We start from the raw sequence: 25,360 nt of genomic DNA on the forward strand, positions 1-25,360 counted from the left end.
CATGGTCCAAGGAGGTTTGCGTTAGGCATCGCTGTCCTCCTGCATTGCGTAACGCTCGAATCGAAGGCTTGCCTCCCGCAGGAGATCGGGTGTCATGGTGAGATAAGTCTGTGTAGCCGCCAGCTGCGCATGTCCTATGTAGACTGACAGTCCAGGCAAAAGTTTCTGCACATCCTTGCCTTCTTGATACCACGCTATCAATCGATGAACAGCCGATGTGTGACGCAGGTCGTGAAGACGTGGCTGACGGCGGGAGCCGCCTTCCCGTCGCAGACCCGCATGCAGTCGGATTTGTTTGAAAGCCCTCTCAAACATGTGGATGGGGATCCGCTTCGAGTTCCGTCCAACAAAAAAAGGGGGGTCAGGGTTCCTGGAGGATGCATGACGGCAACCGGCATATTCGGAAAGCACTCTAAGCGTTGTTGGTCCAATACGCACCAGCCGGGTTTTGAAGAACTTCGAATCCCGGACTGTAAGGACGGCGCCCGAAAGATCGACATTGCCAATCGTCAGAGACAGCGCCTCTGATGTCCGCAATGCAGCGCCATACATGAGAAGAATAAGAGAACGCATTGCAGCCGCATCAAGATCACTGCGGGGTCGACAGCATGATTCCGTTGAGCACAATATGCGCCGGAGTTCAGCGGACGAATAAATATAAGGCTGGAACGTCGGCGGTAGTTTCGGAATGACGAGCGGTAATGGAGACGTTGCGATAAATCCGCGACTGATGGCATACCGATAAAATCCGAGGAAGGCGTCGTGCCTCACACACCAACTGGTTGTGAGTGGACCTTTGCCAACGAGAAGGGCGTTCACTTTTTCTGGCAAGATATTTTTGATGTCGATGTCCGGTCCCATGGCCCGCCAAAAAGCCTTCAGTTGGCGGCCATTCACCTCGAATCGTTCACCCAGTGCTTTTCGGAAAGCTGCATATTGTTCGCAGATACTCTGGATTTTCATAGCAGCTCTCCCAGATCAAAGTCCGCCACTTGACGGAGCCGGATGAGATCCATCTTGGCGTAAATCCGGGTCGCCTCAAGGTCACCGTGGCCGAGATGATCGCCGATTTCCTTCACGACAGCCCTTGGTTAATCAGGCAGGTTGTACATGCGTGTCGCAAGGAGTGTGGCCCGTGGTACTTGATGGAGAGTTCTCGCTTTCGCAGTTGCCGATTCACGACGGACCGCATTGCGCCATTTGAGAGTGGGCAGATGGGCGCGCGCATCGTGAGAAAGACCTGCCGATGGGATGATTTCGGTCGCACTTCTTTGAGGTAGCGTATGATCGCTGTTCCGACGGACGCTTGCAGGGGAAACGCGTGACTTCCGGCTAGTTTGCTGCGAGTAAAAACTATTGTTTCCTGCTGCCAGTCAATGTCGGTAAGTTGTAAGCGAGCGACCTCTTTGGAGCGAACGCCATAGACGGCAAATAACATCAGAATTGCGTGAATCACGAATGGTGATTGGATGATTGCCGGCGGTGGCATCCAGGATTTCTTGCACAATGTCCCAGTCGGTCCCGAGGGGAGCGTCTCGTGCTGGAACACTCGCGGCGCCATAATCGAAGCGGCGATACCTACTGCGCAACAACCTCGCATTTCGGCGTATCGAAAGAATGAACGTACTGATGAAGCGTAGCTCCGAATGCTGATGCGAGCATAATGCTCTGCATTCACTTTCTGCACCAAAAGCGAATCGATATCAGAGACGGTGATCGTATAAGAAGCCGCTTTCCGTCAAGCAGTCGATCGAGGAATGGCCGCACAGAGTTGCAGCGATAAGGATCTTGCCGACTACCAGCGCCTCACGGCCGAAGGCAAACTTGGAGAGGCTGGGCAGAAGCTCGAAGAACTGAAGCGCACCATCGATAAGCTGAACACGCGTCAAAAATAGTTGTGTGGACAAGCCTTTGCCAGGGAGACCCCGATTCCCCAGGCGCGTTCGGGTGCAGTTGCCATAGTCACAAGTCTTAACAGCGCCTTTTTCAAGTTGCCGAAAACGCCGGCGGTCTCAACCGATGGACGCAACACTGGCTTGGAGTTTACTCGCTGGAGTTTCAAAGTCCAAAGTCTTGCGCGGGCGTTGATTGAGGCGCAGGGCTACCTTGTCGAGGTCGGCTTGGGAGTAGCCGGACAAGTCGGTTTTCCTGGGGAAATACTGTCGCAGTAGCCCGTTGGTGTTTTCGTTGGTGCCGCGTTGCCAGGGGCTCTGCGGATCACAGAAGTAGACGTTCACCTTCGTGGCCACGGTGAAGCTCTTGTGTTTGGCCATCTCCAACCCTCGGTCCCAGGTCAACGAGCGCCTCAGAGACGCGGGGAGTTTACGAACCTGCCGGGTGAGCGCATCCACTACGGTCGCTGTGTCCTTGCTGGGCACTTTGACCAGGATAGTGAAACGCGAATGTCGTTCCACCAGGGTTGCGATGTGACTGTTGCCGGTGCCGCTGAGCAGATCTCCCTCCCAATGACCAGGGATGGCACGATCTTCAATTTCTGCAGGCCTCTCGCTGATGGAGATGGCATCGACGATCTGACGCGGGACTGTCCGCCAGCTCGAGCGTGCACTGAGCGACGGATAGATCGCTTGGACCGCAGCTGTTGAATCAGTTCTTTTTTCAGCACCCCACGAGCCTGAATGAATAAGCTACGGTAGATAGTCTCGTGGGACACGCGCATGCTCTCGTTGCGGAGATACCGTCTCTTCAACCAACCTGAAATCTGTTCCGGCGACCAGTCCAGGATCAGTTTACTGGCCACGATCATCCGCAGCTTGCTGTGCTTGGCAAGCAGGCAGGCCTTGGGCCGTTGAGCTAACTTCCAGGCCCGATGATCGGCTTCACTGGCTCGATACAGCGGACGCCCGCCGTGACGCGCCACCTCCCGGCTCACCGTCGACGCAGCCCGCTGAAGTCCTCTGGCGATCTTCCGTATCGACGAACCGGAAGCAATGCCTCGTGAGATGTCTTCCCGTTCCGCCAACGTAAGCGATCGCAGAGAGCGCCGACGAACGGCTGGAACAATCCCGCCGTGCTGCGATAACAAGAACTGAATCGAGCCATGGTCCTTGCCAAAGGCGCGGCCAATCTCGTGCAATGACTCACCCGCCTTCCAGCGTCGCCAAATCTCAGCCTTCTGCTCCGCAGAAAGCCCATACCGTCTCCCTTGTCTCATCAACACCACCTCTAAGAAATGATCTAAATCAGATGATGTTGCATCCATCGGTTGAGACCGCCCCGGTTTTCGTCCAAGTGACGACATGGGCGTTTCTCGGTACCTGTCCGTTTGTGCAGTTGACGCTCTCTGTCATTGCAGTTTGCGATTTTGAAATCTTTCTATGACTTACTGCTCGCTCCGGAACACTTAAAATACGAAGCCCGATAGTCCTTTGTAGATCGCTTTATGGATTAGGTTCTCGACCATGTCTGCGATCACAATTCGGTGAGGTGTTCTGGCTTTTCTGATACCTGCAGGATACGATTGCGAAAACACTAGCTGCCCCCACATCCTGGCGCTAGGGCTATCACGCGGAGAATGATCATGTTTGTCTACTGAGGCAACAAATGCAGCATGTATTGCATCAAAAATTCGCGCCGTCGAGTATTTGGATCGCGAAGGAGCGATCCAAATACCTCTTATCCTACGTCATAATAGCAGCCTGATTGATGTGAATTGTGGGGGCCTGAAACCTATTGCCAAGCCGGCATAGGTTGAGGCAACGATACGGCGAGACTTGTATTTTAAACTGCGGTTTTGAGGGAGAATTCTGATGGCGTCTACGCCGAGGGCATTGGTCAATGTACACGGTACCGAGTTGCTGGAGAGCGATTCCCGCGAAATTTATAGGCAAAAAATTGCACGTATTACTCTCGATTCGATGGTGCAATTTGTAGGTTTGCTGGACGCCGAGGGCACGGTGCTGGAATCAACCAAGTCGCGCTCGATGCGGTGGGCATCACGCTGAGCGATGTTGAAGCAAAGCCGTTCTGGACTACATTTTGGTGGCAAGTTTCCGACGAGATCAACCTCGAACTCCAGGAATCGATACGCCGCGCCGCGCAGGGAGAATTCGTGCGATGGGACGCCGAGATCTATGGCCGCGCCGGCGGTAAAGAAACTATCGTGATTGACGCCTCTCTGGTGCCGGTAAGAGACGAGAATGGCAAAGTGGTATTCACCGCGGCTGAGGGGCGGGATATTACGGCAAAGAAGGCTTACGAGCGTGAGATCGCGCCGCAGCGTGAAGAGTTAGCGGAACTCGACAAGCTCAAGACGCGCTTCTTCGCTAACATCAGCCATGAATTTCGCACGCCTTTGACCCTAATGATGGGGCCGCTTGAAGATGCGGTCGCCGACAAAGTGAATATGTCAGCGGGAAACCACGGCACGTTATATAGGCTCATCTGGGACCTGCTGCAAAGGCTGCTGGCATTCCCAACAAGATCGGCTGGCACACTTTCGCCACTTTACTCAAAGCAAACGGCGAGGATGTGAAGACGGTGCAAGAGCTGCTCCGGCACGCCAACAGTACCGTCACGATGAACGTCTACGCACAGGGGGTCACCGAACTCAAGCGCCAAGCACATCACCGGATCGTGCGCATGGTCATCGGCCAGGAAAGCCGAGGAAATGGGGGAAATCGATAATGGATATTAACGGACGTCAATTTTTTTCGAAATGGTTTTCCTAAGTTATTGATTTAATTTGGCGTCCCCGACGGGATTCGAACCCGTGTTATCGCCGTGAAAGGGCGGTGTCCTAGGCCGGGCTAGACGACGGGGACGCAATTAAGATGGCCGCTTGATAAGCGCGCCGGGCAGGACCTTCCATCCTCAATTTATCAACCCAGAGGCTTTCTGTAAAGGCCCACGGTTTCATTGCTATCTGTAAACAAGATTGTCTTTGGGCAGATATTACTGGCGATGTTCTCGTTAATCTCAGCAATGACGCCAGGTCTTGGCGTATCGGAGAGGACAGTGCGTTATTCTGCAGTCCCATGCGCAGATTTAAATTTCTCGATTTGCTGACGATTGCTTTCGTGGTCGTTTTGCTGATTTCAAATCTCATTGCGCCGAAAATTTGCCAATTTGGTCCCTATGATCTGCCGATTATGCGGAATTTGGGACCCATTCGTGTGAGCGGAGCGCAATTGTTATTTCCCATCACTTATATATGTGGCGACATCTTTACCGAGGTGTATGGTTATGCCGCCTCGCGCCGAGCTATCTGGATGGGTTTCTTCGCCATGGGATTGCTTTCGGCAATAGGCGCAATTGCGGTGGCGCTCCCTCCGGCATCGGATTGGCATAACCAACAAGCTTTTGCGACTGTCTTTGGTGTAGTGCCGCGCTTCGCTGTTGCCAGTCTTGTGGCCTATTGGGCTGGCGAATTTACCAACTCTTATACGCTGGCTAAGCTGAAATTACTCACCAAAGGACGCTGGCTGTGGACGCGAACAATCGGTTCGACCGTCACAGGTCAGGCCGTCGATACCGCGATCGTAATCATCATTGCCTTCTGGGGCATTTCCTGGAATACGATAGGCAGCATTATTTTCTGGTCTTATCTCACAAAGGTTATTTATGAGACACTGGCTACGCCTCTTACATACGTTGTAGTTGCATGGCTGAAGAGGGTGGAAAACGTGGACACCTTTGATGTTTCCACCGATTTCAATCCTTTTTCACTAAGGGCTCGAGAAAATCACGCCCAAGCGGGTTGAATTTCTAAGTTTTTAATTATGAATAAGATAAAGCCTCTGCGTAAAACAGGCTACGCGTGAGACATACCTTCCTGGACCGGTTCGACTTACATTGAGCGCGTTTCGGCGAATTGTTTGAAGCATTTGCCGCGGCGAAACATCCAACAGTCACTCGCAGCTGAAACTGTTAAAAAGAAACACCCAATCGGTTATTTTCTGCTTATTTTCAAGCCGTTTTTTGGCGTTTCGTGATGGTTTCAGAGCCGGAATCGCTCCTTCTGGGGCAATTCTGGAGCGTGACGAGCTTCACCAATACATTCCGAGGCCTGGTCGTGTACCGTAAAAATCGATTTGCTATCAGTTCATTAGTTCTAGCGACGTTTCTCAGCGCATGCAGCAGCAAGCCCGCTCAGCAGGCAGGCGCGGAAGCCGGTGCTCCGCAGGCGATGCCTGTCCAAACCGTGACCGTGGCTCCTCAACCGGTTCCGGTCAGCGATGAGTATGTGTCGACGATCAAGTCACGGCGCTCGGCCACAATCATGCCGCAGGTGACGGGAAATCTGGTCCAGATCAGTGTCCGCTCCGGCGACCGCGTGAAGGCCGGTCAACTGCTCATGGTCATCGATCCGTTGAAGCAGGAAGCGACCGTCGCGACCCAGAAGTCGACCGAGCAACAAAAGTTGGCCGTTTTTGAGTACAACCAGGTCGAGGTCGAACGCCAGCGCAAACTGTTCGCTGCCGGTGTAACAAGCCGCGACACGCTCGATCAGGCCGAGCAGGCGTACAAGAATTCGAAGGCGGACTATGAATCGTCTACGGCTGCCAGCAAAAGCCAGGAAAATGAGCTCGCTTATTATCGAATCCGGGCTCCATTCGATGGAATCGTCGGCGATGTTCCGGTCCACGTAGGAGACTACGTCGCTTCCTCGACGCTGCTGACCACGGTGGATGAGAACCGTGACCTCGAGGCGTACATTTATATTCCTACGGAGCGCGCGGGCGAGGTACGGCGCGGTCTTGCGGTAGACATTCTGGACAACAGCGGGAAGCAGATCGAACGCACAGCCATTGACTTCATCTCCCCACAGGTGGATGACCAGCTCCAGGGGATTCTGGCGAAGGCGGCAGTGCATTCGCCGCTTCTGCGGACGGAGCAACTGGTCAAAGCGAAGGTGGTTTGGTCGACTGAGCCTGCCCCGACCGTTCCCGTGCTGGCGGTGACCCGCCTTGGCGGGCAGACGTTTGTGTATGTCGCCGAAAACAATAATGGAAAATACGTAGCCAAGCAGCGGGCAGTAAAGCTTGGAGACACGATTGGCAACGAGTACGCCGTGCAAGCCGGGTTAAATAACGGTGACAAAGTGATTGTCTCCGGCACGCAATTCCTGGTGGATGGCGCTCCTGTGCAGCCCCTGGGGTAATTGCTGTCGCGATTATTGGAATGCGAGTGAATGCCGGTTACCGCTTCATTCGCAAAGGACGATAACGTTTTGAGGACCCGCAACCGTTTTGGCTTCGCCTCGGATTGCGAAAGGATTTTCGCGTGGTAGATTTCTTCATTCACCGTCCCGTATTTGCAACAGTTTGCGCGCTGCTGATTATTCTCGGCGGTGCCGCTGTTATTCCGACTCTTCCGATCTCGCTCTATCCGGATCTCGCACCGCCGCAGGTGACGGTTACCAGCAACTATGTGGGCGCCAATTCGCAGGTCGTGGAGTCTGCCGTCACCATTCCGCTGGAGCAGCAGATCAACGGCGTCGAGGGAATGCACTACATCACCTCGACCAGTTCGAATGACGGCACCAGCAATATCAACGTCACCTTCAACACTGGATACGATCTCAATATCGCGGCTGTCGACGTGCAGAACCGCGTTGCGAGCGCACAGGGCCGCCTGCCGCAAGAAATCAAGAACACCGGTATTACGATTACGAAGGCGAATCCAAATTTCGTCTTTGCGGCGGGTTTTTATTCGCCTGACGGCAGCCTGTCGAACCAATACATTTCGAACTATCTCGATGTATACGTCAAAGATCCTCTGAAGAGAATTAAAGGCGTCGGCGATGTGGTCATCTTCGGAGAGCGCAAGTACGCCATGCGTATCTGGCTCGATCCTTCAAAGCTGGCTGCGCGCAACCTCACTGCAACAGACGTTATCAACGCCTTGCAGGAACAAAACGTCGAAATTCCTTCGGGTCAGCTGGGACGTCCACCAGCGCCCGCAACGCAGAATTTTCAGATCACCCTTCGAGTGATCGGCCGTCTTTCAGAGCCGCGCGAGTTCGAGCAGATTATTTTAAAGAACACTCCCAATGGCCTGGTGCAGTTGAAAGACGTGGGCCATGCGGAGCTTGGCGCAGAGACATACGATACCAATCTCGAATACAGCGGCCATGAGGCCATCGGTGTTGGTGTGCAGCAACTTTCAGATGCGAACGCGCTGGAGGTTGATAAGGCAGCCAAAGCTGCCCTTCTCAATTTGTCGAAATCGTTCCCGCCGGGAATTAAGTACGTCGTAGCCTTTGATACCACGACGGTCATCGGCGATTCGGTGAAGGAAGTGGTCTCAACTCTGGAAGAGGCGATTGTCATCGTTATCGCCGTGATTTTCCTCTTCCTGCTCGACTGGCGCGCCACCGTGATTCCTGCGATTACGATTCCCGTATCGCTGATCGGCACATTCGCCTTCATTAAGATGTTTGGGTTTTCCATCAATTCGCTGACGCTGTTCGGCATCACGCTGGCGACAGGGCTTGTCGTCGACGATGCCATCGTCGTCATCGAAAATGTACAGCGGCATATTTCGCTCGAACACTGCGATCCGCATAAAGCAACATCCGATGCGATGGGCGAAGTAACCAGCGCCGTCATCGCGACGTCGCTCGTGCTGATATCCGTGTTTGTGCCGGTGTCGTTCTTCCCCGGCACCACGGGTATTCTCTACAAGCAATTCGCATTGACGATCGCATTTGCCATCGCCATTTCAGCATTTAACGCGCTGACGCTTTCGCCAGCATTGGCTGCTCTCTTCCTGCGCGGAGAAGAAGAAAAATATAAGATGCTGGACTGGACGCGCATCAAGCCTCTCTCCCGCGGCTACTCCGCCTTTGCGCATGGAGTGGAATCGGTGATTATCTGGCTGGGCAGAACCTATGCTCGCGTTATTCACGTTGCGCTGCGTCTGCGCTATGTGCTGCTAGTGGTCTTCTTCGCCGGCCTTGCGGCGACAGTATTTGTCTATCGACATGTGCCTACGGGATTCATTCCCCAGGAAGATCAAAACTACCTGATCTGCGTAGTGCAGACACCGCCGGGCGCGTCGCTGAATTACACGACTGAACTTTCGCATCGTGCTGAGCAATTAATTCTTCAGGACAAGGACGTATTCGGAACGTTTGCCGTTCCGGGCTTCAGCCTCTCCGGAGGCAGCGCTCCAAACTACGGATTGATCTTCGTTCCGCTGAAGACTATCGATGAGCGGCGCGGTGCAGGGCATGGTGCTTCGGCCATTGTTGCCCGTCTTGCGCCTAAGCTCTTTCAGGTGCCGGGCGGCATCATCGCCATGTTCGAGCCTCCTGCAGTGCAGGGCATCGGCAGCTTCGGCGGCTTCCAGTTCCAATTGCAGGACCTGGGCAGAAATACGCTGCAGGACCTGGATCAAGTGGCGCACAAGATCGTTGCTGCCAGCCGTCAGCGTAAAGACCTTACAGGACTCTTCACCAGCTATACGGCGAACGATCCGCAGTTGCTGATCACGATTGACCGCGAAAAGACGAAAGCGATGGGCGTCCCCATCAGCGAAGTCACGAATGCTCTGGGCGTGTACATGGGCTCGGAATACATTAACGACTTCGACTTTAACAATCGCTCCTATCGCGTTTACATCCAGGCTGATCAGCCCTTCCGTATGAAGGTAAGCGACCTGCGGCAGTATTACGTTCGCACCAACGGCGGAGGAATGGTTCCGCTGGACAATGTGGTGAGAATCAGTGATGCAGCCGGCCCACAGGTGATCTATCACTTCAATCTTTTCCGCTCGGCAGAAATCGATGGCGCCGCCTCTCCGGGCTATAGCTCAAGCCAGGGATTGCAAGCAATGGAGGAACTAGCAAAGCAAAACATGCTTCAGGGCATGAGCTACACCTGGAGCGGGTTGGCACTCGAGGAAGTCGAGGCGCAGGGCAAGGCTGCCATCATCTTTGGATTGGGCATCATCGTCGTCTACCTGACGTTGGCCGCGCAGTACGAAAGCTTTGCGCTGCCATTCATCATTCTGCTGTCGGTTCCGATGGCGGTGCTGGGTGCACTCGAACTGATCTCATGGCGAGGTCTGGCGAACGACGTTTACGTGCAGATCGGTCTTGTGATGCTGATCGGACTAGCTGCGAAGAACGCCATTTTGATCGTAGAGTTTGCTGAGCAGCTGCGCGAACACGGACGCTCGATCATAGATGCAGCAATTGAAGCTGCGGAGTTGCGGTTGCGGCCCATTCTGATGACCTCCATCGCATTTATTCTCGGCGTGCTTCCGCTTTACTTCGCGTCGGGCGCGGGTGCACTCGGCAGGCACTCTGTGGGCACAGCGATTGTGGGCGGCATGATTGTATCCACGGTGCTGAACCTGATCTTCATTCCCGTGCTCTATGTCATCTTGAGCACAATCCTCACCAAGTTCAAACGGACGCGCCGAAAGGCCGAGGATTGCCTGGAAGTAGAAGAAGGCGCAGCCCTTTCCAGCTAGCCTCATCACCAATCCGAGGCAAGGGGAGTCGGCATCGCCGGCTCCCCTTGGTATTTGCCCACGTCATCATTTATTCTGTTGAAGCTCACCCTAATAAGCCGGGATGGCGGAACTGGCAGACGCAGCGGACTCAAAATCCGCCGAGGGCAACCTCGTGGGGGTTCAACCCCCCCTCCCGGCACCAAGATAACAAAGAATTTATACCGACATTGGCCTCTCAAAACGAGAGGCCAATTTTCGTTGGTGGCTGTTCTGGTGGCTGTTGATTGCTGCTGAATGTAGGAGTGGCTGTTTTGCCTGCTATTTGGCTTGCAATGAAGTGCAGAGAGTAGCATTCCCGGATTCCCAGAGCGTCGCCGAGGTCGGGTCGGAGTCAAGGCCGCGCATGAGCGCGCCGCTTCGCGGTCATAGAGCCTTGACACCGACTCCTGAACTTCGGCAGATCATCCCAACATCCGGGGAATGCCTTCTCCAAAGAAAGACTCCTACTTGGGGCCAGAGGCGATCCGTTCCACCACCGACAGTCGGTGAGCTGGCGACAGGTGGCTATACCGTGCCGACATCGTGATCGTTTTATGCCCGGCTGCTTCCTGAATCTCCTTGATGCTTGCTCCCGCCATTGCCAGCCATGAGCAAAATGTGTGGCGATTGCAATGCCACACATATTCGCTGATGCCCACTTCCTCAAGGCACGGTTGGAACCACGAACGAGTATCGAATCTGCCCTTGTTTCCTTCCCGAGGAAATACAGGATCGGAAGGATGTTGTCTTGGACGCTTGAGCGATTCGAGAGCCGCCATTGCATCGTAGTTCAGATGCACAGCCCGCGCCGAACCGTTCTTTGTCTTCGTGAGTTCGATTGTCTTGCGATCCAAATGCACTTGGGACCAGGTGCAGGAATACTGTTCACTGAGGCGCATTCCCGTATGAATGCTCACAACGAATTCGGCAATGTGTTCAGGGAAGCGTTTAGATATGGCTTTGTGAAGGCGGTCGTATTCTTCCCGGCTGAGGAAGCGCAGGCGGCCTGTGCCTTCCTTACGCTGGCGCACCAGGCGGGCGGGGTTCACCGTCACTTTGCCGTTGCGAACGCCCTCCCGATAGCAAAGGGAGACGAAAGCTTTATAGCGGTTGGCCGTAGCCGCTGTTTTACAGTGCTCACGAAGCCAGCGTTCCAGTTCTTGAGGGGATATATCTGCCGCATGACGAGCGCCGAGGGCCGTGCGGAGAATCTCTCCCTTGCTCTTGTAGTTTCGGTTGTCCTTGTGGTGTGCCACGAATTCCAGGGCATCGTCGATCAGGTCGCTCAGCGTCAAAACCTTACTGTTCCGCATCTCTGGCAGCTTGCGGCCCGCCACAGCGTCTGCCTTTCGAGATTGATACAGCTTGATAGCGTCCGACTTGCGCCCCACCTTTTCGCGGTGTCGCTTTCCGGCCGCATAGTAGTGAATCCACCAAATTCCACTTCCTACGGGATTCTCGTATATGCCTCGCATGAAGGGTTCCTTGATGGCTGTTATTTCGGATTCATTATATTGCGCTGTCCGATGATATAGCCATCAGATAATAGCCGTCAACCGGCCTATCAATTTGCGAACGAAAGCCACTTGTTTGTATGGATAAGTCGTTGGGCTGAGGAGCACTTGGTGTACAAGGGCTGAACTCAGCAGAAGCGGCTGATTCAGAGACATCCAAGGAGGCTCCTCGTGACCAGTATGAACTTCATCGGGTTGGACATCCACAAGAAGACGATCAGTTATTGCGTGAAGGACATCAGTGCCAAGGTGCAGTCGGAGGGCAAGATTCCGGCGACGCGGCAGGGCCTGCGGGAGTGGGTTGGGACGCTGGCGAAGCCCTGGACGGTGGCGATGGAAGCGACCATGTTTAACCTGCCGCCAGGCCCAGAGACTCGAGATGCAGCCGAAATCTCAGGACCACGACTCGGTGCAGAGCGAGTCGCGGTTCGGAACAGCACCAGGTGATGAGTTCCGCCTCGAATTTGGTGAACTCAAGCTGTTAAGCACTGAGTTCTTCGCATGATCCAGATCAGGCAGACGAAGGACGATCTTACAGCGAAGGGGCTTCTTATTTTTCTTGTGCATACGAGCGGCCTCCACGCCGCTTGCATGCTTGGAAGCGTACGTTCGACACTTTTCGACTGGTCAGGCGAGAATTGTCGGTGAGTGCACAGGCAATTTTGCATTAACCGACACGCTGTCAGTTTGCGACTCTAAATCGCGAGCGAGGTCTTTAACCTGCTGGAGAGCTGAGGATGTCGAGCGGGTGTAGGGCGAGGTTCCTGTTTGCGAGCGGAGTTTCGTGGTGACCGAATCGAAATGGAGCTAGTCTTTGGGGAAAAAGCGATTTGCCTGCATGAGTTCGGGAAGGTCGGAATCGGCGTGGCTGCAGTTCTTGAGCACCTTTCGGTAATGCCGCTCCGCGGCGGTGCGCAGACCTGCCTGCTGGGCGGAAACAGCGGCGCCGTATTGTTCTCTCAGGCGTCCGGGGGTGGATTTGAGGGATGATTCATAGGCTGCCAATGCGAACTTTGGCTGCTTTGCCAAAAGCAGCATGTCGCCAAGCATCTCCGACGCGGGAGCGATGGAGCCTGGGCTGACCGGTGATTTTTCGGTTGCGTCTTCCATGGCTGCGGCAGTTCTCATCTCTCGCAGGGCCGCATTGCAATCACCGTTGGCCCACTTGATCCAGGCGCTCACAATCTTCAATTGAACATTCACCTGATCCGCGTCGCTGTTGCCGGTCTTCGCGAGTGTGTCGCGCAGGGAAAGCAACGGTTGCAGTGCTGCCTGCGCCGTTTGAATGTTTCCGAGCCTTGATGCGCCAAGCGCACGGGCGAAATACAGAGTCGCGTGAGTCGAGGCATAGGCGTCCGTTGGGGCGGTTTGTGGAGGCAGGGGAAGGGCCGCGGCGGCGGGCCCACTGCTGACGCTCGATCCAATACCGTGCTGGTATCGCAGCGGTTGCGTATAGCCCGGCGTAGCGAGCCGCATCGCCACGCTCGACAACGGGAAGTTGCTGGGTGAGTTTGCGGGCTTCGGTGATGCGCCCGGTTTGCAGATACGCGTAGACCAGGTAATCCAGAGCGTGCAGCTCGTCGCCAGCCATCTTCTGTCTGCGCGCGCTGGCGGCCGAGGCCAGGTTTGAGGTGATGGAGTCGTCCCATAAACCGAGCCTGGTAAAGATGTGAGAAGGCATATGCAGAGCGTGAGGCGAGTCAGGGGCAATGTGGGAATATTGCTTTGCCGCATCCAGAGCGAGCGGAGCCAGCGCCGGATTATCGTCGGCGTGAATGATGTAGTGCGCAATACCTGGGTGTTGAGGCTGCTGCAGGCTGATCGGTGCGAGGATGAGGGTCGCCTTCTTCTGATTGGCGTAAGTCTTGTCCCTGGGCGAAGCATTCGCGATGAGAGACAGGGCATAAAAGATGGCAGCTTCGCTGTCGTGCGGATAGCGGGTATGCGGCAACTCCATGGCGGTCTCATAGCGTTTGGCTCGGATGCCGTGACTTTCTGAGCCGGCATTTTGATAGAAACTCTGAATAGCGGTCAAATAGTCGCGTTCCCTTTGAGTCTTCGGTCCCATCGACAAACCTTTTTGGGCGGCTTCGAGGCCGATCCTTAGATCGTCCTGAGTCGGCGGATCCCACAATTGGCGGTAGTGGCTCATCGCAATGCCCCACTCTGCCATGCTGCAACTGGGATCTTTGCTTAAGACGTCAGCAAATAACTGCTCTGACTTCTGATAGCCAAAGGAATGTAACGTCGCCACCGCCAGATTGAATTCGTCGCGCACCCTGGGACTGCATGAGGTGTCGAAGTGGACTGTTCCCATCCGGTCCGGCTGGTCCGACCCATGCTGGGGTGCAGATTCTATCGGGGCAGGTGTGACTGTCAAGAAGGCCAGAAGCCATGCGAAAATAAAGCCCAGCATAACCCGGGTCTCCTCAATCCATGGATCATAGTAGCTGGTCTCGCGCGTTTTGCACTGACGACTTCAAGGCAATGCACCCATTGAGCGAGAAGGCGATTATGCCATCAGACTCGCCATCCGTGGACCGCAGCGCACAATCAGCGGACCGCAGGACACGAATGGCGAATCGCTCTCGAACTGGAGCGCTCAGTAGTCTTCGTGCATGCGACGTAAGTTGTTCTGGTAGACAGTTGTGCCGACAGCTCGGCCCAAGCGAGCTCCCGCGTCCTGGTCGGTTCGAAAATGTATCCCACCGTAAACGCGAGCGTCGGAGATGTCGTCGGTGATCTGCTTGAAGGATCCGTAGTGCAACACAATGGTGGGAACCGCCGGGTTTGACAACGTAATCGCATGTCCAGCTTCGCCGTAAAGACGTCTCATGACCTCGGCTCCCGCACCGCTTAAGGTACCGTGGGCTGAGGGATAGCTCGGGAAACATGGGGCCGGGATGAATGGAACCCAGTTCGGATCAGCGTCGGTTTTCCGGTTGTCGTCCGTGTCACCCCCATGGATCGCGGTTTCGGGACGCCAGAAGTTGTAGTGGTACTTGTTGAGGAATGTGGTGACCGCGCCGTCGCTGAGCGCCATGTTGATCAGGGCAAAAGCCCGTGCGTTCTCAGACAGCGAATGCCAACCCTCTTGCGCGGAGACCTCCCTTGCGGCCTGATTGAATACCTGGGCTGGCGTGGAGGCCGCGTAGTAGAGCACGACATTAGCCCGATCTTGTGGCCGCTCCATGCTGTTGGCGCTGAAGCTCCCTACCGTCTTCACCTCGTTGTAGGTTTTCGCGTATTGGTTGCTGTCAAGCGCTGGTGGCGGATCGAGGAGAAACTCACCTGCACTCGGGATACCGAACGGGGTTACGTATTGCCAGTGAAAGAAGGTTCCGACCTTGATTCCATTGACGATTGGACAACTCGGCGTAGCCTGATAGTCGCCAGGAACGGCCGGCCCCGGTATCTTGAATTGCGCCGGCGAGGAGCCGTCGTTCGCACGAAGAGCGATCATGGCCAAAGCTGCGGCGTCGCCCGTCGCTATGCCGTCATTCTTGGCTTGACCGTCAGGTATAGAAGCCAGCGAGTTTGCGCGAGCGGTGTCGAGGGTGGACGCGCTGGCCGGGAAATAAGTACTGAGCACCCGATACGCAGCCTGGATGGCTGCTGCGTCGGGTGAAGCGCCATGGGGGGCGACGATGCTCCCAAGATACGGTCGATAGTCCCCGGTGATGGTGTTGACGGCTTCAAAGACAGCGAGTTGGACAATCGCTGCGTATCGGGCCTGGGCGTACGGGCTCTGGCCGTTCGTAATAGCTGTGTTTACCGCAATCAGGTTCCAGTCCAGAACCGCATCGGCCTTCGCGACCGCAGCCCCGAACAGCAGAGTCGCCATTAACATGCACACGCCAAAAGTCCTCTTCGTTGCGTCACCATGCATTCGTTTCATTGTGCTTCCTCCTGATTCTTCACTGGCTTTCGGTTAGTGGTGATCCGCATCTTCGCGGCAACGGAGGCTGTTGTCCATATCGGAGAGTGTGTCGCGGCGTTATGCTTTGTGTCGCTCTAAAGACAAGCGTGGGTTGCACTTGCGTCAGCCTCTGCCGATGTGGTGTAAAATCGCTCAGCTTCCATGGGGTGTGCCATGGCTTCCGAGCCAGCTGTAGTAGAGCAACCGATCCGGTTCGGTGAGGGCTACGAGGTTGACCTGCGTCCGCGGAGGCTCCGCCGTGGCATTCATGTGCTGAAGCTTGAGCGGATCCCGTTCGAGATCCTTCTCCTGCTGCTTGAGCACCGGGACGAGATTGTTACCCGGGATCAAATCGTTTCGAGGGTTTGGGGCCAAGGTGTCTTCCTGGATACCGACAACAGTATCCGGGGCGCGATCCGCAAGCTTCGCCAGGTCCTGAAGGATGACGCCGAGACCCCACGGTTCATACAGACTGTGACCGGGCAGGGGTATCGCTTCGTCGCGCTGGTTATTACTTCCAAAGAACCAAGCGCAGCTTCCGAACCAGAGGCAGCGGGTATTCCGACCAGCGACCGGGATTTCGTGTCGGAACTCGATAGCTGGTTACAAGCCCGAAGACTGCGTTTAGTCGAGCCAGACCAGGATCGCACGGCGAAAAAGACGACGAATGCCGGAACCGGACAGGCGAATCGTGAGTCCTACAAGTGGCTTTTCGTTGGAGCAGCCGCTTTGCTCTCAGTCGCATGCCTTCTGTCATTCCTGGTAGTTCAGGGCTGGCGACGAACATCGAACCCGCCCACACATTCCCAGGGCAAGATAGTCCTTGCTGTTCTGCCATTCGAAAACTTGAGTCGCGATCCCGACCAGGAGTTCTTCAGTGACGGTCTGACTGAAGAAATGATCGTCAAGACCGGAAAGCTAAATCGGGATCGACTCACCGTGGTATCCGGCAGTTCGGTTGCAAAGTACAAAGGCACCCATCTGACCGCGAAAAAGATCGGTAAAGAACTGAACGCGGACTATCTTCTCCAGGGCACCGTTCGCCGCTCGTCGGACCGTGTACGCATCACCGTCCAACTCGTCGAGGCTCAAAATCAGACAGACCTCTGGACCGAGAGTTACGACCGCGAACTCAAAGATCTGCTAGCTGTGCAGGACTCCGTCGTGCAAAGCATCGCGAGCCAAATACACATCGCTCTCACGGAAGAACAGAAAATACGTTTAGCAAATCCGCGGCAAATAAGACCTGAAGCATACGAGGCGTATTTGAAAGGTCGCTACCACTGGAACAAGCGATCAGCCGACGGCATGCAAAAGGCGGAGCATTATTTTCAGCAGGCCATTAACAGCGATCCAACCTTCGCCGCGGCATATTCCGGGCTGGCCGACTGCAACAGCGGACTTGCGTGGCACGGGTTCAAATCCCCAGCCGACGCGCTTCCGAAAGCGTACGCCGCCGCTCGCAAGGCGGTGGAGATCGACCCACAATCGGCGGAGGCCCACGCCTCCCTGGGCCTTGTGTTCAGCCATGGTTGGAATTGGTCCGGAGCCGAGGCCGAATTCAGGCGTGCTCTGGAGTTGGATCCTCAATATGCAAATGCGCACCACTGGTACGGAGACTATCTTTCCATTAAGAGCCGCCATGACGAGGCGCTTGCCGAAGCCAGCCGTGCACTGAAACTCGATCCACTTAATCTCATGATCAGCACATGGGTGGGACTGCGATACTATCAGGCGCGTGACTATTCCCGTGCAATCGAACAAGGCCGAAACTCTGTTGAGCAGGACTCGAACTTCGCAGCTGCACACCTTCTGCTAGGCGAGGGCTACGTTCAGGCAGGCTTGCGCAACGAAGGCATTAGTGAGCTGAAGCGGGCTGCGAGTCTGTCAGGCGGGAGCCCACTTTACACGGCCCAGGTCGCGGTTGCGCTTGCAGCGGCAGGGCGGAGGCGTGAAGCACTCCGAATCGCACACGAACTGGAGACACTCTCGAGGAAGCGTTACGTTTCGCCCTACGGGTTGGCTCAGATCTACGCAGCGTTGAAAAGCGATGAAGACACATTCAAATGGCTGCAAGCCGCATATCGCGATCACGCTATCTGGATGGAATACCTCGCCGTCGATCCGATCTTTGATCGCTATCGCTCCGACCATCGTTTTCAAGAGCTCCTCCAGCGAATCGACCTGCTCTGAGTTAGATTACGAAATCCCGATACTCCACCGCCAAACGTGGCCGTCTGCATCCAGTTACTTGTCGAAAGTAGACAAGCCAAGAAAGCAACAAGTCCTTCAGGCGACAAATAGGCTGCGAGAACAGCCTTTGTAGCTCTCGCCAGAATGGTACCTTCCGGGATATTAATTGTGTCTGGATGACGCTAGTGCTTTCCCAGATGCGCGCGTTGGTGAGCAGAGTGGAGCGGAAGCGACCACTTCCCGCGAGCCGACTTGTCTTTACTAATCAGGCCTCGAAGAGTGACTCGGCGATTTGGCGCTCGCTGAGGATTCCGAGGCACCTCAAATGCAGATCGCTGGACTGAATCCCGTTTGCGGGGACGAGCCAGAGAGTGACGAGCGGACAACAACTTCACCCGGGACTATGAGAATGCTTTTTCCGGGCCGAGCGTCAGCCGTACGTCTGGTCGGTGCTCTGTCCGACCTCGATAATATATCCGTCAGGATCGCGGATGTAGCAGCGGATCTCGCCGTACTTGGGGATCGGTGCCGTGATGAACTCCGCTCCTCGACTTTTCCATAATTCATAGCACGCTTGAATATCCGCAACACGGAAATTCATAAAGCTGTTGATGTGATTCGGGTCGGGGACGCTGAGCGTTACCGTCGGCTTATCCGGGGTCGGCCCGCCTCCAACGTTCAGAATCATCCAGATATTCGCAAGCTGAAGGTACCCAGGCGCGTTGCCGTCGCCTCTGCTCAGAATGCGCGCGCCGAAGACCTTCTCGTAGTAATCGAGCGATCGGTTGATGTCGCCCACGGTTAGAAAATGCGCGATGCTGATCCCCTCCTTCGGGGGCATCTCATAGCTCTTCTGATCGATTTGTACGCTGCTCATTTGACGACTCCATTCGGATAGATTTACCGGCAGGGGAAACCTGGAACCAGCCCAAACCTACCGGCTCACTTTTTCTTCTCGTTGAGTGCCTGTAGAAGAAGTTTCAGAACTGCTTCATCAGAGAACGGGTTCTGGCCCGAGATCAACTCTCGATCTTGAAGGGCGTAGCTCCCCCATGGAGCGACCACACTAACGTCGCCGCCCGCCGTACGCAAGGCGAAGTCCGGGTAAAACAGAACCTTACCACCAATCTCAAGCGGCTCCCGCTGCTGTTCTTCCGCCGTCGCAAAGATAGTCATCTTATATCCGGCATAGATCCAGCCTTGAGCCTTGGCGTGCGCTCCGGCGACATCGCCCGCTGCCAGCGCTGCGACGAACTCCCACGAATTCGGAAGAGCCGAGAGCAGTGAAATCGGGCCATGGCAGAGCACAGCCGTAGGCTTGGACGTTTCGTGAAAGTGTCTCAGCACGATGCCGGCATCGGGATCATCCAGAAGATCGATCATCGGGCCATGGCCGCCCGGAACGAAAACAGCGTCATATTGATCCAGGCCCGACGCGATGACATCCCTGATGCGAACTGGATCTCTGAGCCCAAGCAAGCCGTCGCGGAATAGCAGGTAGTCCTGCAGCTTGGCCGCGTCCCCGCCGAAAAAGCCGACGACCTCGGAATGGACATCCACCTGCGGCGTATTGCCGGTGGGGTTGGCGAAGGTGATTTCGTAGCCCTCCTTCATCAGGGCGCGAACCGGAACCGTCACTTCGTTGAGGTAGTAGCCGGCGCCGGTATAAATCTTGCCATCCTTCAAGGGCAAACCGCGACCGCTCGAGATCAATGCCAGGATTTTTCCTTTTGTTGCCATTTTGTTCTCCTTTTTGAAATCAGAACTGAGACTTGGGACAGACGGGACGCGCAAGCGCGGTTGATGTGAGTTATGCCCCGGGGAATCCGAACATCAGCCACGACTGATTGGCTACCCAATCCGGATATAGCGCCGTCATCTGATCGAACAACTCATGGTCGGATGTCGCAGTTTTCTGTAGCCGATCAAAATCCTGCAGGTAACGCTTGGTGTCCTGGATCGTCGAGGGAGAGTCGGGCGCGCCAGGCTTCTTATGACCGGCGACAACAATCGCCGGGTTCAGCGCTGCTAACCGGTCCAGCGCCGCAATCCAATTCTTTCGGCTGTCGGGGGTGGTGTCGCCGACGTACATGCGGCATTGGTTGTACACAACGTCGCCAGCGACGATCAGGCCGATCGACGGAACGTATAGAGACGTCGAATCGGGACAATCGGTGCGGCCCTGCTCGATGATGCGCAATTCGTGGCCTTCAAGCGTGAAGGTGTCGCCCTTATAGGGCTCGGGTCCAAGCAACTTCGTGGGCACTTGTCCTGGAAACATTCGGCGGGCTAACTGTTGCACTGGCGGAGACAAATACATCTGTATGCCCTCCACCGCCTTGGGCGTTGCGATCGCCCGAGCGCCTGGGAAACGGTCGAGCAGAACGCTCAAACCGTAGAAGTGGTCGAAATGCGCATGCGTTATATAGATGGTCTCCAGGTTCCGGTTATGCAGCGCAATCCAGTCCGCGAGCGCCTCGGCCTCAGCCACCGTGGTCATAGCGTCCACCAGTACCGCGTCGTACTCGCCGAAGATCAACGTCGACGTGGCCGGATCAAAGCCGAGCGGCTCACCGAAGGGCCTTGGCCGCTCGCCGACCATAGCCTTTCCCGGGGCGGTGAAAACGTTCACACTAAGCGTGTTCTTGGTGTCTTTCAGTCCAGTTGTCCCGTCCATTTTGTACTCCCTTTGATGTGAGAGCGAGGGGCCGTTCAAGCGAGACTAGCAGAAGGAGGATGAAGATTATCGTGCTCTGCTCCTATTCATAAAAAAATGATCGACGCCAACTAATGCAAGAGCGATTCCCAGTTAGCTGGCACCCTTCCTGCCGGGCCGGGAACGGGCTGGTTTTTCGGATGCGTATGCGGCGGAATCAACTCCACACCTTTGATCATCCCCTGCTTCTCGTAATCGAAGAACCAATCCTCACCCGGCTCGAAGCTGGCAATGATCGGATGCCCTGTCGCTGCCGCATGTTGGGATGCATGCTGGCTCGGAGAACTGTCACAGCAACCGATGTGCCCACACTCCGCGCACCGGCGGAGGTGAAACCACCAGCCTCCCGGTGACGCCAGACATTCCACACAGCCGGTGCCACTCGGTTTCGAAGCAGGGTTGATTCCGCGCACACCCTTTTTCATCTCCGATTCTCCCTTCGTGCCTCTGTTCGCAAAGCGTGTCGAGCCAAAAGAATCCGAGCTCTCGTCGCCAATGATACCTGTGAGCTGCGTTTCGATCACCGCTGGGCCTGCAAGAGTGGCGCAGAGCCAATGACCTCGCCTCACCAAAAGGTGGGCAACCTCCCGTCGATCCGAAGAGTGATTTACCGGAAAGTCAAACGCCTGCCATGAGCCGGTTCGAGCAAGACCTGAAGACGCCTTTCCCGTAATCCTTCTACAATTCGGGCAAGCCAATCGCCTCCTTGGCAAGACTGACAGATCGGCTAGCTATCGCGCAGCATGGAGGGTCAGATTGTGTATTGGGTTCGAACCATTAAAACGAAAGGCTATTTATGTCCGACAAGAAAACAGCAATCATAACTGGAGCCTCGGGGGGCATTGGCGCAGGTTTGATCGAGGGGTTTCTGAGAGAAGGTTATAACGTCGTCGGAACGTCTCGTGGAGCCGGTCGAGAGTTGACTGCTTCAGGAAGCCTGGTTCTCGTCAATGGTGATATAGGCAAGGAGCAAACGGCTGCCGATGCTGTCGAGGCAGCGATCAACAACTTCGGAGCCATCGATGTCCTGGTGAATAACGCTGGCATCTTCTTAACCAAGCCATTCACTGAGTTTACGACTGAGGATTTTGACGCCCTTGTCTCTACTAATCTGCTCGGATTCTTCTACATCACGCAGCGCACCGTGAAAGAGATGCTTAAACGGAAATCGGGGTGCGTTGTAAGCATCACTGCGGCGCTTGCCGATCGTCCAATCGCCGGCGAAAATGGCTCGATTTCGATGATGACGAAAGGTGGCTTGAATTCAGCAACCCAGAATCTCGCAATTGAGTATGCAAAAGATGGTATTCGCTTTAATGCCGTAGCCCCAGGCGTTGTGGATACACCAATGCACCGCAGTGATCCCAACGACTCGACGTTGCAGCCGACCATGCAAATGGCGACGGTGAAGGACGTTGTCGATGCAGTTCTTTACCTGGTACGGGCAGGTCACGTGAGCGGAGAGATTCTCCACGTGGATGGCGCCGCTCCGGCTCGTCGTTGGTAGGCCGGAAACGATATTGAATCGTCTTGCGGTGACGCCAACCACAGTCCGTCGTGACATCGAACTATGAACACACTGTTTGGCCACTGAAGCGAATTGGTTGCCGGTCTCCTGGAAATTGACTGGGCAAAGCTGTCCCGATGCACGAAGATAAAAGGATTCCAGCCGGGCGCTGGATTCGACGAGGTACGAATGGCCCGATTGCTCTCGGTAAATGTCGGTCTGCCGCGCGACGTAACATGGAACGGAAAAACTGTCCGAACCGCAATCTGGAAATCCCCGGTTACGGGACGGCGAATGGTGCGCAAGCTCGATATCGATGGTGACGGACAAGCCGATCTCTCGGGCCACGGTGGGGAGCAGCGCGCCGTTTTTGTTTATCAGATGGACTCTTATCACTATTGGGAACGCTTTCTCGGACGTAATGACTTTACCTTCGGCCAGTTCGGAGAGAACTTCACTGTTGAGGGACTTCCTGATAATGAGGTCTGCATCGGCGATCGATACCGCATTGGTGGTGCGATATTTGAAGTATCGCAGCCACGCGTGACGTGCTTTCGGGTCGGCATTCGCATGAATGAACCGCGGATGGCAGCCCTGCTCGTGGCACATCACAGACCAGGGTTCTACTTTCGCGTGTTGCAGGAGGGAGAAGCTGGCGCAGGCGATGACATTGTAAAAATTGCTGATGGTCCGGAGCGAACCACTGTGGCCGACGTTGACGCCCTCCTGTATCTGCCAGGACATTCCAGCGAGCAACTGCAACGCGCACTGCGGATTCCTGCACTTAGCAAAGGCTGGCAGAGTTCATTCCAGGCAATGCTCCAACAAGACTTGAGCTCAAAAACTACGGTGGGAAATCCAGGACTCGCCTATGAGGAACAAGCGCCAGCATGGCCAGGCTTTCGACAGATGCGAGTTGCGAATATTAATAAAGAAAGCGATAACGTAACTTCCTTCATTTTGTCGTCAATCGATGGGCAGCCTCTTCCTCTATGCCAGGCGGGTCAATTTGTTGTTTTAAGGCTGCTCGTCGATCCGGACAAACCGCCGGTTCTTCGCAGCTATTCGCTGTCTGATCTGCCTGCAACCGACCATTTCCGAATCAGCGTCAAGAGCGAATCGAACGGGATTGGAAGCTCATTTCTGTGCAATCATGCGCAAGAAGGCGATGTATTGGATGTTAGTGCACCGCGAGGAAACTTCACTCTGCGTCCAAGCCAGGGTCCTGTGGTTCTGCTGAGCGCTGGAGTGGGCGCAACACCCATGATGTCGATGCTGCACACACTCGCCGCCGAAGGATCGCAACGAGAAGTCTGGTGGATCTATGGAGCGCGCAATCGCGTCGACCATCCATTTGCAGAAGAATCGCGTGAATTACTGAAACAGCTCTCTCGCGGACGAGGATACATCGTATACAGCAGGCCTACTGCAACCGACCAGGTCGGGGCAGACTTCGATGCTCCCGGGCACATTGACACACCGTTGCTGGAAAGAATTGGCGTGTCACAGGGTAGTGACTTCTATCTGTGCGGCCCATCCTCCTTCTTGCAGAATATGCGCGACGGGCTACGAAACTGGGATGTGCTCGCCGGGAATGTGCACACGGAAATTTTCGGTTCCCTCGAGGCTATTACCCCTGGTATGGTGCAGGTTGATCACACTCCTCATCTGCCACAAGGGCCGCCTGGATCGGGCCCCCAAGTCTCATTCGCACGTAGCGGTATTACAGCCTCCTGGGATCCGAAATTCACGAGCTTGCTGGAACTCGCGGAAGCATGCGACGTTCCGGTCAGATGGTCGTGCCGGACCGGAGTCTGTCATACCTGCATGACCGGTCTGATCGCCGGATCGATTATTTATAACCCTGAGCCACTGGAGAGGCCCGCTTCCGGGAACGCGCTCGTATGCTGTTCCCAGCCAAACGGGGATGTCACTCTGGATCTTTAAAAGAGAAATGGGAGGAGTCCAATCATGCGTTCTGATATTGTGCCCGGCGGTATTTTCCCCGACTACGAACTGCCCGATCACACGGGCAAACTGCGCAAGCTCAGCGAGCTACAGGGCGACGACCCGCTAGTCCTTACGCTTGCGCGCGGCCACTATTGTCCAAAGGAGCACCAGCAGCACTTGGAACTCGCCGCGTTCTACCCGAAGATCGCAGTGGCGTACACTCAGGTCGCCACGATCGCTACCGACGATCACCATACTCTTCAGGAATTCCGTGCGTCGGTGGGAGCGGTGTGGCCCTTCCTTTCGGACCCCGACCGAAAGGTTCAGAAGGATCTCGACATCCAGGAGTACACCGACCCCGAGCACAATCCGATGATCCCGCATACACTCGTGCTCAAGCCGGGCCTTGTGATCTACAGCAGCTATAACGGCTACTGGTTCTGGGGCCGTCCATCGGTCATCGATCTTTGGCGCGATCTACGCGCTGTGACAAGCGAAATCCGCCCGGACTGGGATCTTTGTACTCCAGGGCTTCGCGAGGCATGGAATGCGGGTGACTTCTCGCGGTTCCACGGGTGGAACAAGCAGGCCAATGTGGAAGACTCCCCGATTGCAAGGAAGAAATAGCACAGCCACCAATTTCGATCTGCTGCAGTGTTGAATAGCTCTAGAGGTAAATCATGGCAGAGACATTAGAGACGAGAAACCCGATTTCACAAATGAATTTCCGATTCGCGCGCTTCCTGAGCGGAATGGTGCGGTGAAGCACTGAAGATCCCCCCGCTGCCTCTCGCGGTCGCCGACCATCCCGATATACAAAAACTATCCGCAAAGGGTCTTTTAGGCCCGCGGACTGCATGTGCGCCGGTTTGTCTGACATTCTCCGCCGTTCTCGCGAGTAACTTGGTCCTAGACGCCTGACTGTGCGCCGGTCCGTAACGCCTGTCTTCCGCAAGTTACGACCGTCCTTGTCACTGTAACGGCAGATGTCAACATTCCACCTGGACGAGTCGGCTTCTCGGACACCTGTTTTCTGCGAACCGGTCCAGATGTGGGATTAATTCCGCGGCTAACTATCTTCATTTGGAACTCTCCTTTGG

At 55.3% G+C, this 25,360-nt stretch carries 21 protein-coding genes, 2 tRNA genes and 1 pseudogene; 12 read left to right on the forward strand and 12 right to left on the reverse strand.

What is annotated here, in order from left to right:
• Window positions 1-21: 21 nt before the first annotated feature.
• The gene (locus tag GSQ86_RS10125) at window positions 22-963 is read right to left on the reverse strand and encodes a tyrosine-type recombinase/integrase (RefSeq protein WP_158749829.1); all 942 of its coding nucleotides are present in this window, start codon (window positions 961-963) and stop codon (window positions 22-24) included.
• Between the two features lie 112 nt (window positions 964-1,075).
• Complete coding sequence (locus tag GSQ86_RS23880) at window positions 1,076-1,600, reverse strand: tyrosine-type recombinase/integrase (RefSeq protein WP_371720610.1); 525 nt, start codon at window positions 1,598-1,600, stop codon at window positions 1,076-1,078.
• A gap of 157 nt (window positions 1,601-1,757) precedes the next feature.
• Here GSQ86_RS23880 and GSQ86_RS10135 point away from each other — a divergent pair, with 157 nt between their 5' ends.
• The gene (locus GSQ86_RS10135; protein ID WP_158749831.1) at window positions 1,758-1,895 is read left to right on the forward strand and encodes a hypothetical protein; all 138 of its coding nucleotides are present in this window, start codon (window positions 1,758-1,760) and stop codon (window positions 1,893-1,895) included.
• Between the two features lie 117 nt (window positions 1,896-2,012).
• Here GSQ86_RS10135 and GSQ86_RS10140 read toward each other — a convergent pair.
• Window positions 2,013-3,172 (reverse strand): annotated as a pseudogene (locus tag GSQ86_RS10140) (IS30 family transposase).
• A 595-nt stretch (window positions 3,173-3,767) separates the two neighbouring features.
• Here GSQ86_RS10140 and GSQ86_RS10145 point away from each other — a divergent pair.
• The gene (locus tag GSQ86_RS10145) at window positions 3,768-3,962 is read left to right on the forward strand and encodes a hypothetical protein (protein WP_158749832.1); all 195 of its coding nucleotides are present in this window, start codon (window positions 3,768-3,770) and stop codon (window positions 3,960-3,962) included.
• Window positions 3,947-4,492, forward strand: a complete 546-nt coding sequence (locus GSQ86_RS10150) for a PAS domain-containing protein (RefSeq protein WP_158749833.1) — start codon at window positions 3,947-3,949, stop codon at window positions 4,490-4,492. The genes GSQ86_RS10145 and GSQ86_RS10150 overlap by 16 nt, the downstream gene beginning before the upstream one ends.
• 211 nt (window positions 4,493-4,703) lie before the next feature.
• Here GSQ86_RS10150 and GSQ86_RS10155 read toward each other — a convergent pair.
• Window positions 4,704-4,781, reverse strand: a tRNA-Glu gene (locus GSQ86_RS10155).
• A gap of 237 nt (window positions 4,782-5,018) precedes the next feature.
• On the opposite strand from GSQ86_RS10155, the gene GSQ86_RS10160 reads away from it, so the two are divergent.
• The 4 genes from GSQ86_RS10160 to GSQ86_RS10175 all read left to right on the forward strand — a co-directional run bounded on the left by GSQ86_RS10160 (window position 5,019) and on the right by GSQ86_RS10175 (window position 10,624).
• Window positions 5,019-5,720, forward strand: a complete 702-nt coding sequence (locus tag GSQ86_RS10160; RefSeq protein WP_254062285.1) for a queuosine precursor transporter — start codon at window positions 5,019-5,021, stop codon at window positions 5,718-5,720.
• A gap of 311 nt (window positions 5,721-6,031) precedes the next feature.
• A complete protein-coding gene (locus tag GSQ86_RS10165) occupies window positions 6,032-7,120 on the forward strand; it encodes an efflux RND transporter periplasmic adaptor subunit (protein ID WP_254062286.1) in 1,089 nt (362 codons plus the stop codon).
• A 122-nt stretch (window positions 7,121-7,242) separates the two neighbouring features.
• Window positions 7,243-10,440, forward strand: a complete 3,198-nt coding sequence (locus GSQ86_RS10170) for an efflux RND transporter permease subunit (protein WP_158749835.1) — start codon at window positions 7,243-7,245, stop codon at window positions 10,438-10,440.
• Window positions 10,441-10,537: 97 nt separating this feature from the next.
• Window positions 10,538-10,624: transfer RNA gene (locus GSQ86_RS10175), tRNA-Leu, on the forward strand.
• A gap of 301 nt (window positions 10,625-10,925) precedes the next feature.
• On the opposite strand, the gene GSQ86_RS10180 is transcribed toward GSQ86_RS10175, so the two are convergent.
• A complete protein-coding gene (locus GSQ86_RS10180; protein WP_158749836.1) occupies window positions 10,926-11,936 on the reverse strand; it encodes a site-specific integrase in 1,011 nt (336 codons plus the stop codon).
• A gap of 210 nt (window positions 11,937-12,146) precedes the next feature.
• On the opposite strand from GSQ86_RS10180, the gene GSQ86_RS23040 reads away from it, so the two are divergent.
• Entirely contained in the window at window positions 12,147-12,422 is a 276-nt protein-coding gene (locus tag GSQ86_RS23040; protein ID WP_216841090.1) for a hypothetical protein, read from the forward strand.
• 360 nt (window positions 12,423-12,782) lie between these two features.
• Here the strand turns inward: GSQ86_RS23040 and GSQ86_RS10190 are convergent, their stop codons facing one another.
• The 3 genes from GSQ86_RS10190 to GSQ86_RS10200 all read right to left on the reverse strand — a co-directional run bounded on the left by GSQ86_RS10190 (window position 12,783) and on the right by GSQ86_RS10200 (window position 15,873).
• Window positions 12,783-13,085 (reverse strand): hypothetical protein, encoded by a 303-nt coding sequence (locus GSQ86_RS10190; RefSeq protein ID WP_216841091.1) that lies wholly within the window; start codon window positions 13,083-13,085, stop codon window positions 12,783-12,785.
• Window positions 13,086-13,125: 40 nt separating this feature from the next.
• Window positions 13,126-14,391: a hypothetical protein gene (locus tag GSQ86_RS10195; RefSeq protein ID WP_158749838.1), complete on the reverse strand. Its 1,266-nt coding sequence runs from the start codon at window positions 14,389-14,391 to the stop codon at window positions 13,126-13,128.
• Window positions 14,392-14,577: 186 nt separating this feature from the next.
• Window positions 14,578-15,873: a vanadium-dependent haloperoxidase gene (locus GSQ86_RS10200; protein WP_158749839.1), complete on the reverse strand. Its 1,296-nt coding sequence runs from the start codon at window positions 15,871-15,873 to the stop codon at window positions 14,578-14,580.
• Between the two features lie 195 nt (window positions 15,874-16,068).
• Between GSQ86_RS10200 and GSQ86_RS10205 the strand changes: the two genes are divergently transcribed.
• Window positions 16,069-18,087 (forward strand): winged helix-turn-helix domain-containing protein, encoded by a 2,019-nt coding sequence (locus GSQ86_RS10205; RefSeq protein ID WP_158749840.1) that lies wholly within the window; start codon window positions 16,069-16,071, stop codon window positions 18,085-18,087.
• Between the two features lie 430 nt (window positions 18,088-18,517).
• Here GSQ86_RS10205 and GSQ86_RS10210 read toward each other — a convergent pair whose 3' ends face one another.
• From GSQ86_RS10210 to GSQ86_RS10225, 4 genes are all read right to left on the reverse strand, one after another.
• Window positions 18,518-18,964, reverse strand: a complete 447-nt coding sequence (locus tag GSQ86_RS10210; RefSeq protein WP_158749841.1) for a VOC family protein — start codon at window positions 18,962-18,964, stop codon at window positions 18,518-18,520.
• Window positions 18,965-19,029: 65 nt separating this feature from the next.
• Entirely contained in the window at window positions 19,030-19,827 is a 798-nt protein-coding gene (locus GSQ86_RS10215) for a type 1 glutamine amidotransferase domain-containing protein (RefSeq protein WP_158749842.1), read from the reverse strand.
• Between the two features lie 70 nt (window positions 19,828-19,897).
• Window positions 19,898-20,764: an MBL fold metallo-hydrolase gene (locus GSQ86_RS10220; protein WP_216841092.1), complete on the reverse strand. Its 867-nt coding sequence runs from the start codon at window positions 20,762-20,764 to the stop codon at window positions 19,898-19,900.
• 110 nt (window positions 20,765-20,874) lie between these two features.
• Window positions 20,875-21,228, reverse strand: coding sequence for a UBP-type zinc finger domain-containing protein (locus GSQ86_RS10225; RefSeq protein ID WP_158749843.1), 354 nt, complete (start codon window positions 21,226-21,228; stop codon window positions 20,875-20,877).
• A 371-nt stretch (window positions 21,229-21,599) separates the two neighbouring features.
• Here GSQ86_RS10225 and GSQ86_RS10235 point away from each other — a divergent pair, with 371 nt between their 5' ends.
• From GSQ86_RS10235 to GSQ86_RS10245, 3 genes are all read left to right on the forward strand, one after another.
• The gene (locus GSQ86_RS10235; protein ID WP_158749844.1) at window positions 21,600-22,310 is read left to right on the forward strand and encodes an SDR family NAD(P)-dependent oxidoreductase; all 711 of its coding nucleotides are present in this window, start codon (window positions 21,600-21,602) and stop codon (window positions 22,308-22,310) included.
• 189 nt (window positions 22,311-22,499) lie between these two features.
• A complete protein-coding gene (locus tag GSQ86_RS10240) occupies window positions 22,500-24,257 on the forward strand; it encodes an MOSC and FAD-binding oxidoreductase domain-containing protein (RefSeq protein WP_158749845.1) in 1,758 nt (585 codons plus the stop codon).
• 24 nt (window positions 24,258-24,281) lie between these two features.
• Entirely contained in the window at window positions 24,282-24,887 is a 606-nt protein-coding gene (locus tag GSQ86_RS10245; protein ID WP_158749846.1) for a redoxin domain-containing protein, read from the forward strand.
• Window positions 24,888-25,360 lie beyond the last annotated feature (473 nt).

Source organism: Acidobacterium sp. S8 (genome assembly GCF_009765985.1).
Lineage (GTDB): Bacteria > Acidobacteriota > Terriglobia > Terriglobales > Acidobacteriaceae > Alloacidobacterium.

What these genes read in the sequence shown, in the direction of transcription:
- GSQ86_RS10200 (WP_158749839.1), bottom strand. Translation starts at nt 15,873, where the DNA reads ATGAAACGAATGCATGGTGACGCAACGAAGAGGACTTTTGGCGTGTGC.
- GSQ86_RS10190 (WP_216841091.1), bottom strand. Translation starts at nt 13,085, where the DNA reads ATGGAAGACGCAACCGAAAAATCACCGGTCAGCCCAGGCTCCATCGCT.
- GSQ86_RS10225 (WP_158749843.1), bottom strand. Translation starts at nt 21,228, where the DNA reads ATGAAAAAGGGTGTGCGCGGAATCAACCCTGCTTCGAAACCGAGTGGC.
- GSQ86_RS10205 (WP_158749840.1), top strand. Translation starts at nt 16,069, where the DNA reads ATGGCTTCCGAGCCAGCTGTAGTAGAGCAACCGATCCGGTTCGGTGAG.
- GSQ86_RS10135 (WP_158749831.1), top strand. Translation starts at nt 1,758, where the DNA reads ATGGCCGCACAGAGTTGCAGCGATAAGGATCTTGCCGACTACCAGCGC.
- GSQ86_RS10220 (WP_216841092.1), bottom strand. Translation starts at nt 20,764, where the DNA reads ATGGACGGGACAACTGGACTGAAAGACACCAAGAACACGCTTAGTGTG.
- GSQ86_RS10240 (WP_158749845.1), top strand. Translation starts at nt 22,500, where the DNA reads ATGGCCCGATTGCTCTCGGTAAATGTCGGTCTGCCGCGCGACGTAACA.
- GSQ86_RS10125 (WP_158749829.1), bottom strand. Translation starts at nt 963, where the DNA reads ATGAAAATCCAGAGTATCTGCGAACAATATGCAGCTTTCCGAAAAGCA.
- GSQ86_RS10145 (WP_158749832.1), top strand. Translation starts at nt 3,768, where the DNA reads ATGGCGTCTACGCCGAGGGCATTGGTCAATGTACACGGTACCGAGTTG.
- GSQ86_RS10180 (WP_158749836.1), bottom strand. Translation starts at nt 11,936, where the DNA reads ATGCGAGGCATATACGAGAATCCCGTAGGAAGTGGAATTTGGTGGATT.
- GSQ86_RS10210 (WP_158749841.1), bottom strand. Translation starts at nt 18,964, where the DNA reads ATGAGCAGCGTACAAATCGATCAGAAGAGCTATGAGATGCCCCCGAAG.
- GSQ86_RS10215 (WP_158749842.1), bottom strand. Translation starts at nt 19,827, where the DNA reads ATGGCAACAAAAGGAAAAATCCTGGCATTGATCTCGAGCGGTCGCGGT.
- GSQ86_RS10245 (WP_158749846.1), top strand. Translation starts at nt 24,282, where the DNA reads ATGCGTTCTGATATTGTGCCCGGCGGTATTTTCCCCGACTACGAACTG.
- GSQ86_RS10235 (WP_158749844.1), top strand. Translation starts at nt 21,600, where the DNA reads ATGTCCGACAAGAAAACAGCAATCATAACTGGAGCCTCGGGGGGCATT.
- GSQ86_RS23880 (WP_371720610.1), bottom strand. Translation starts at nt 1,600, where the DNA reads ATGCGAGGTTGTTGCGCAGTAGGTATCGCCGCTTCGATTATGGCGCCG.
- GSQ86_RS10195 (WP_158749838.1), bottom strand. Translation starts at nt 14,391, where the DNA reads ATGCTGGGCTTTATTTTCGCATGGCTTCTGGCCTTCTTGACAGTCACA.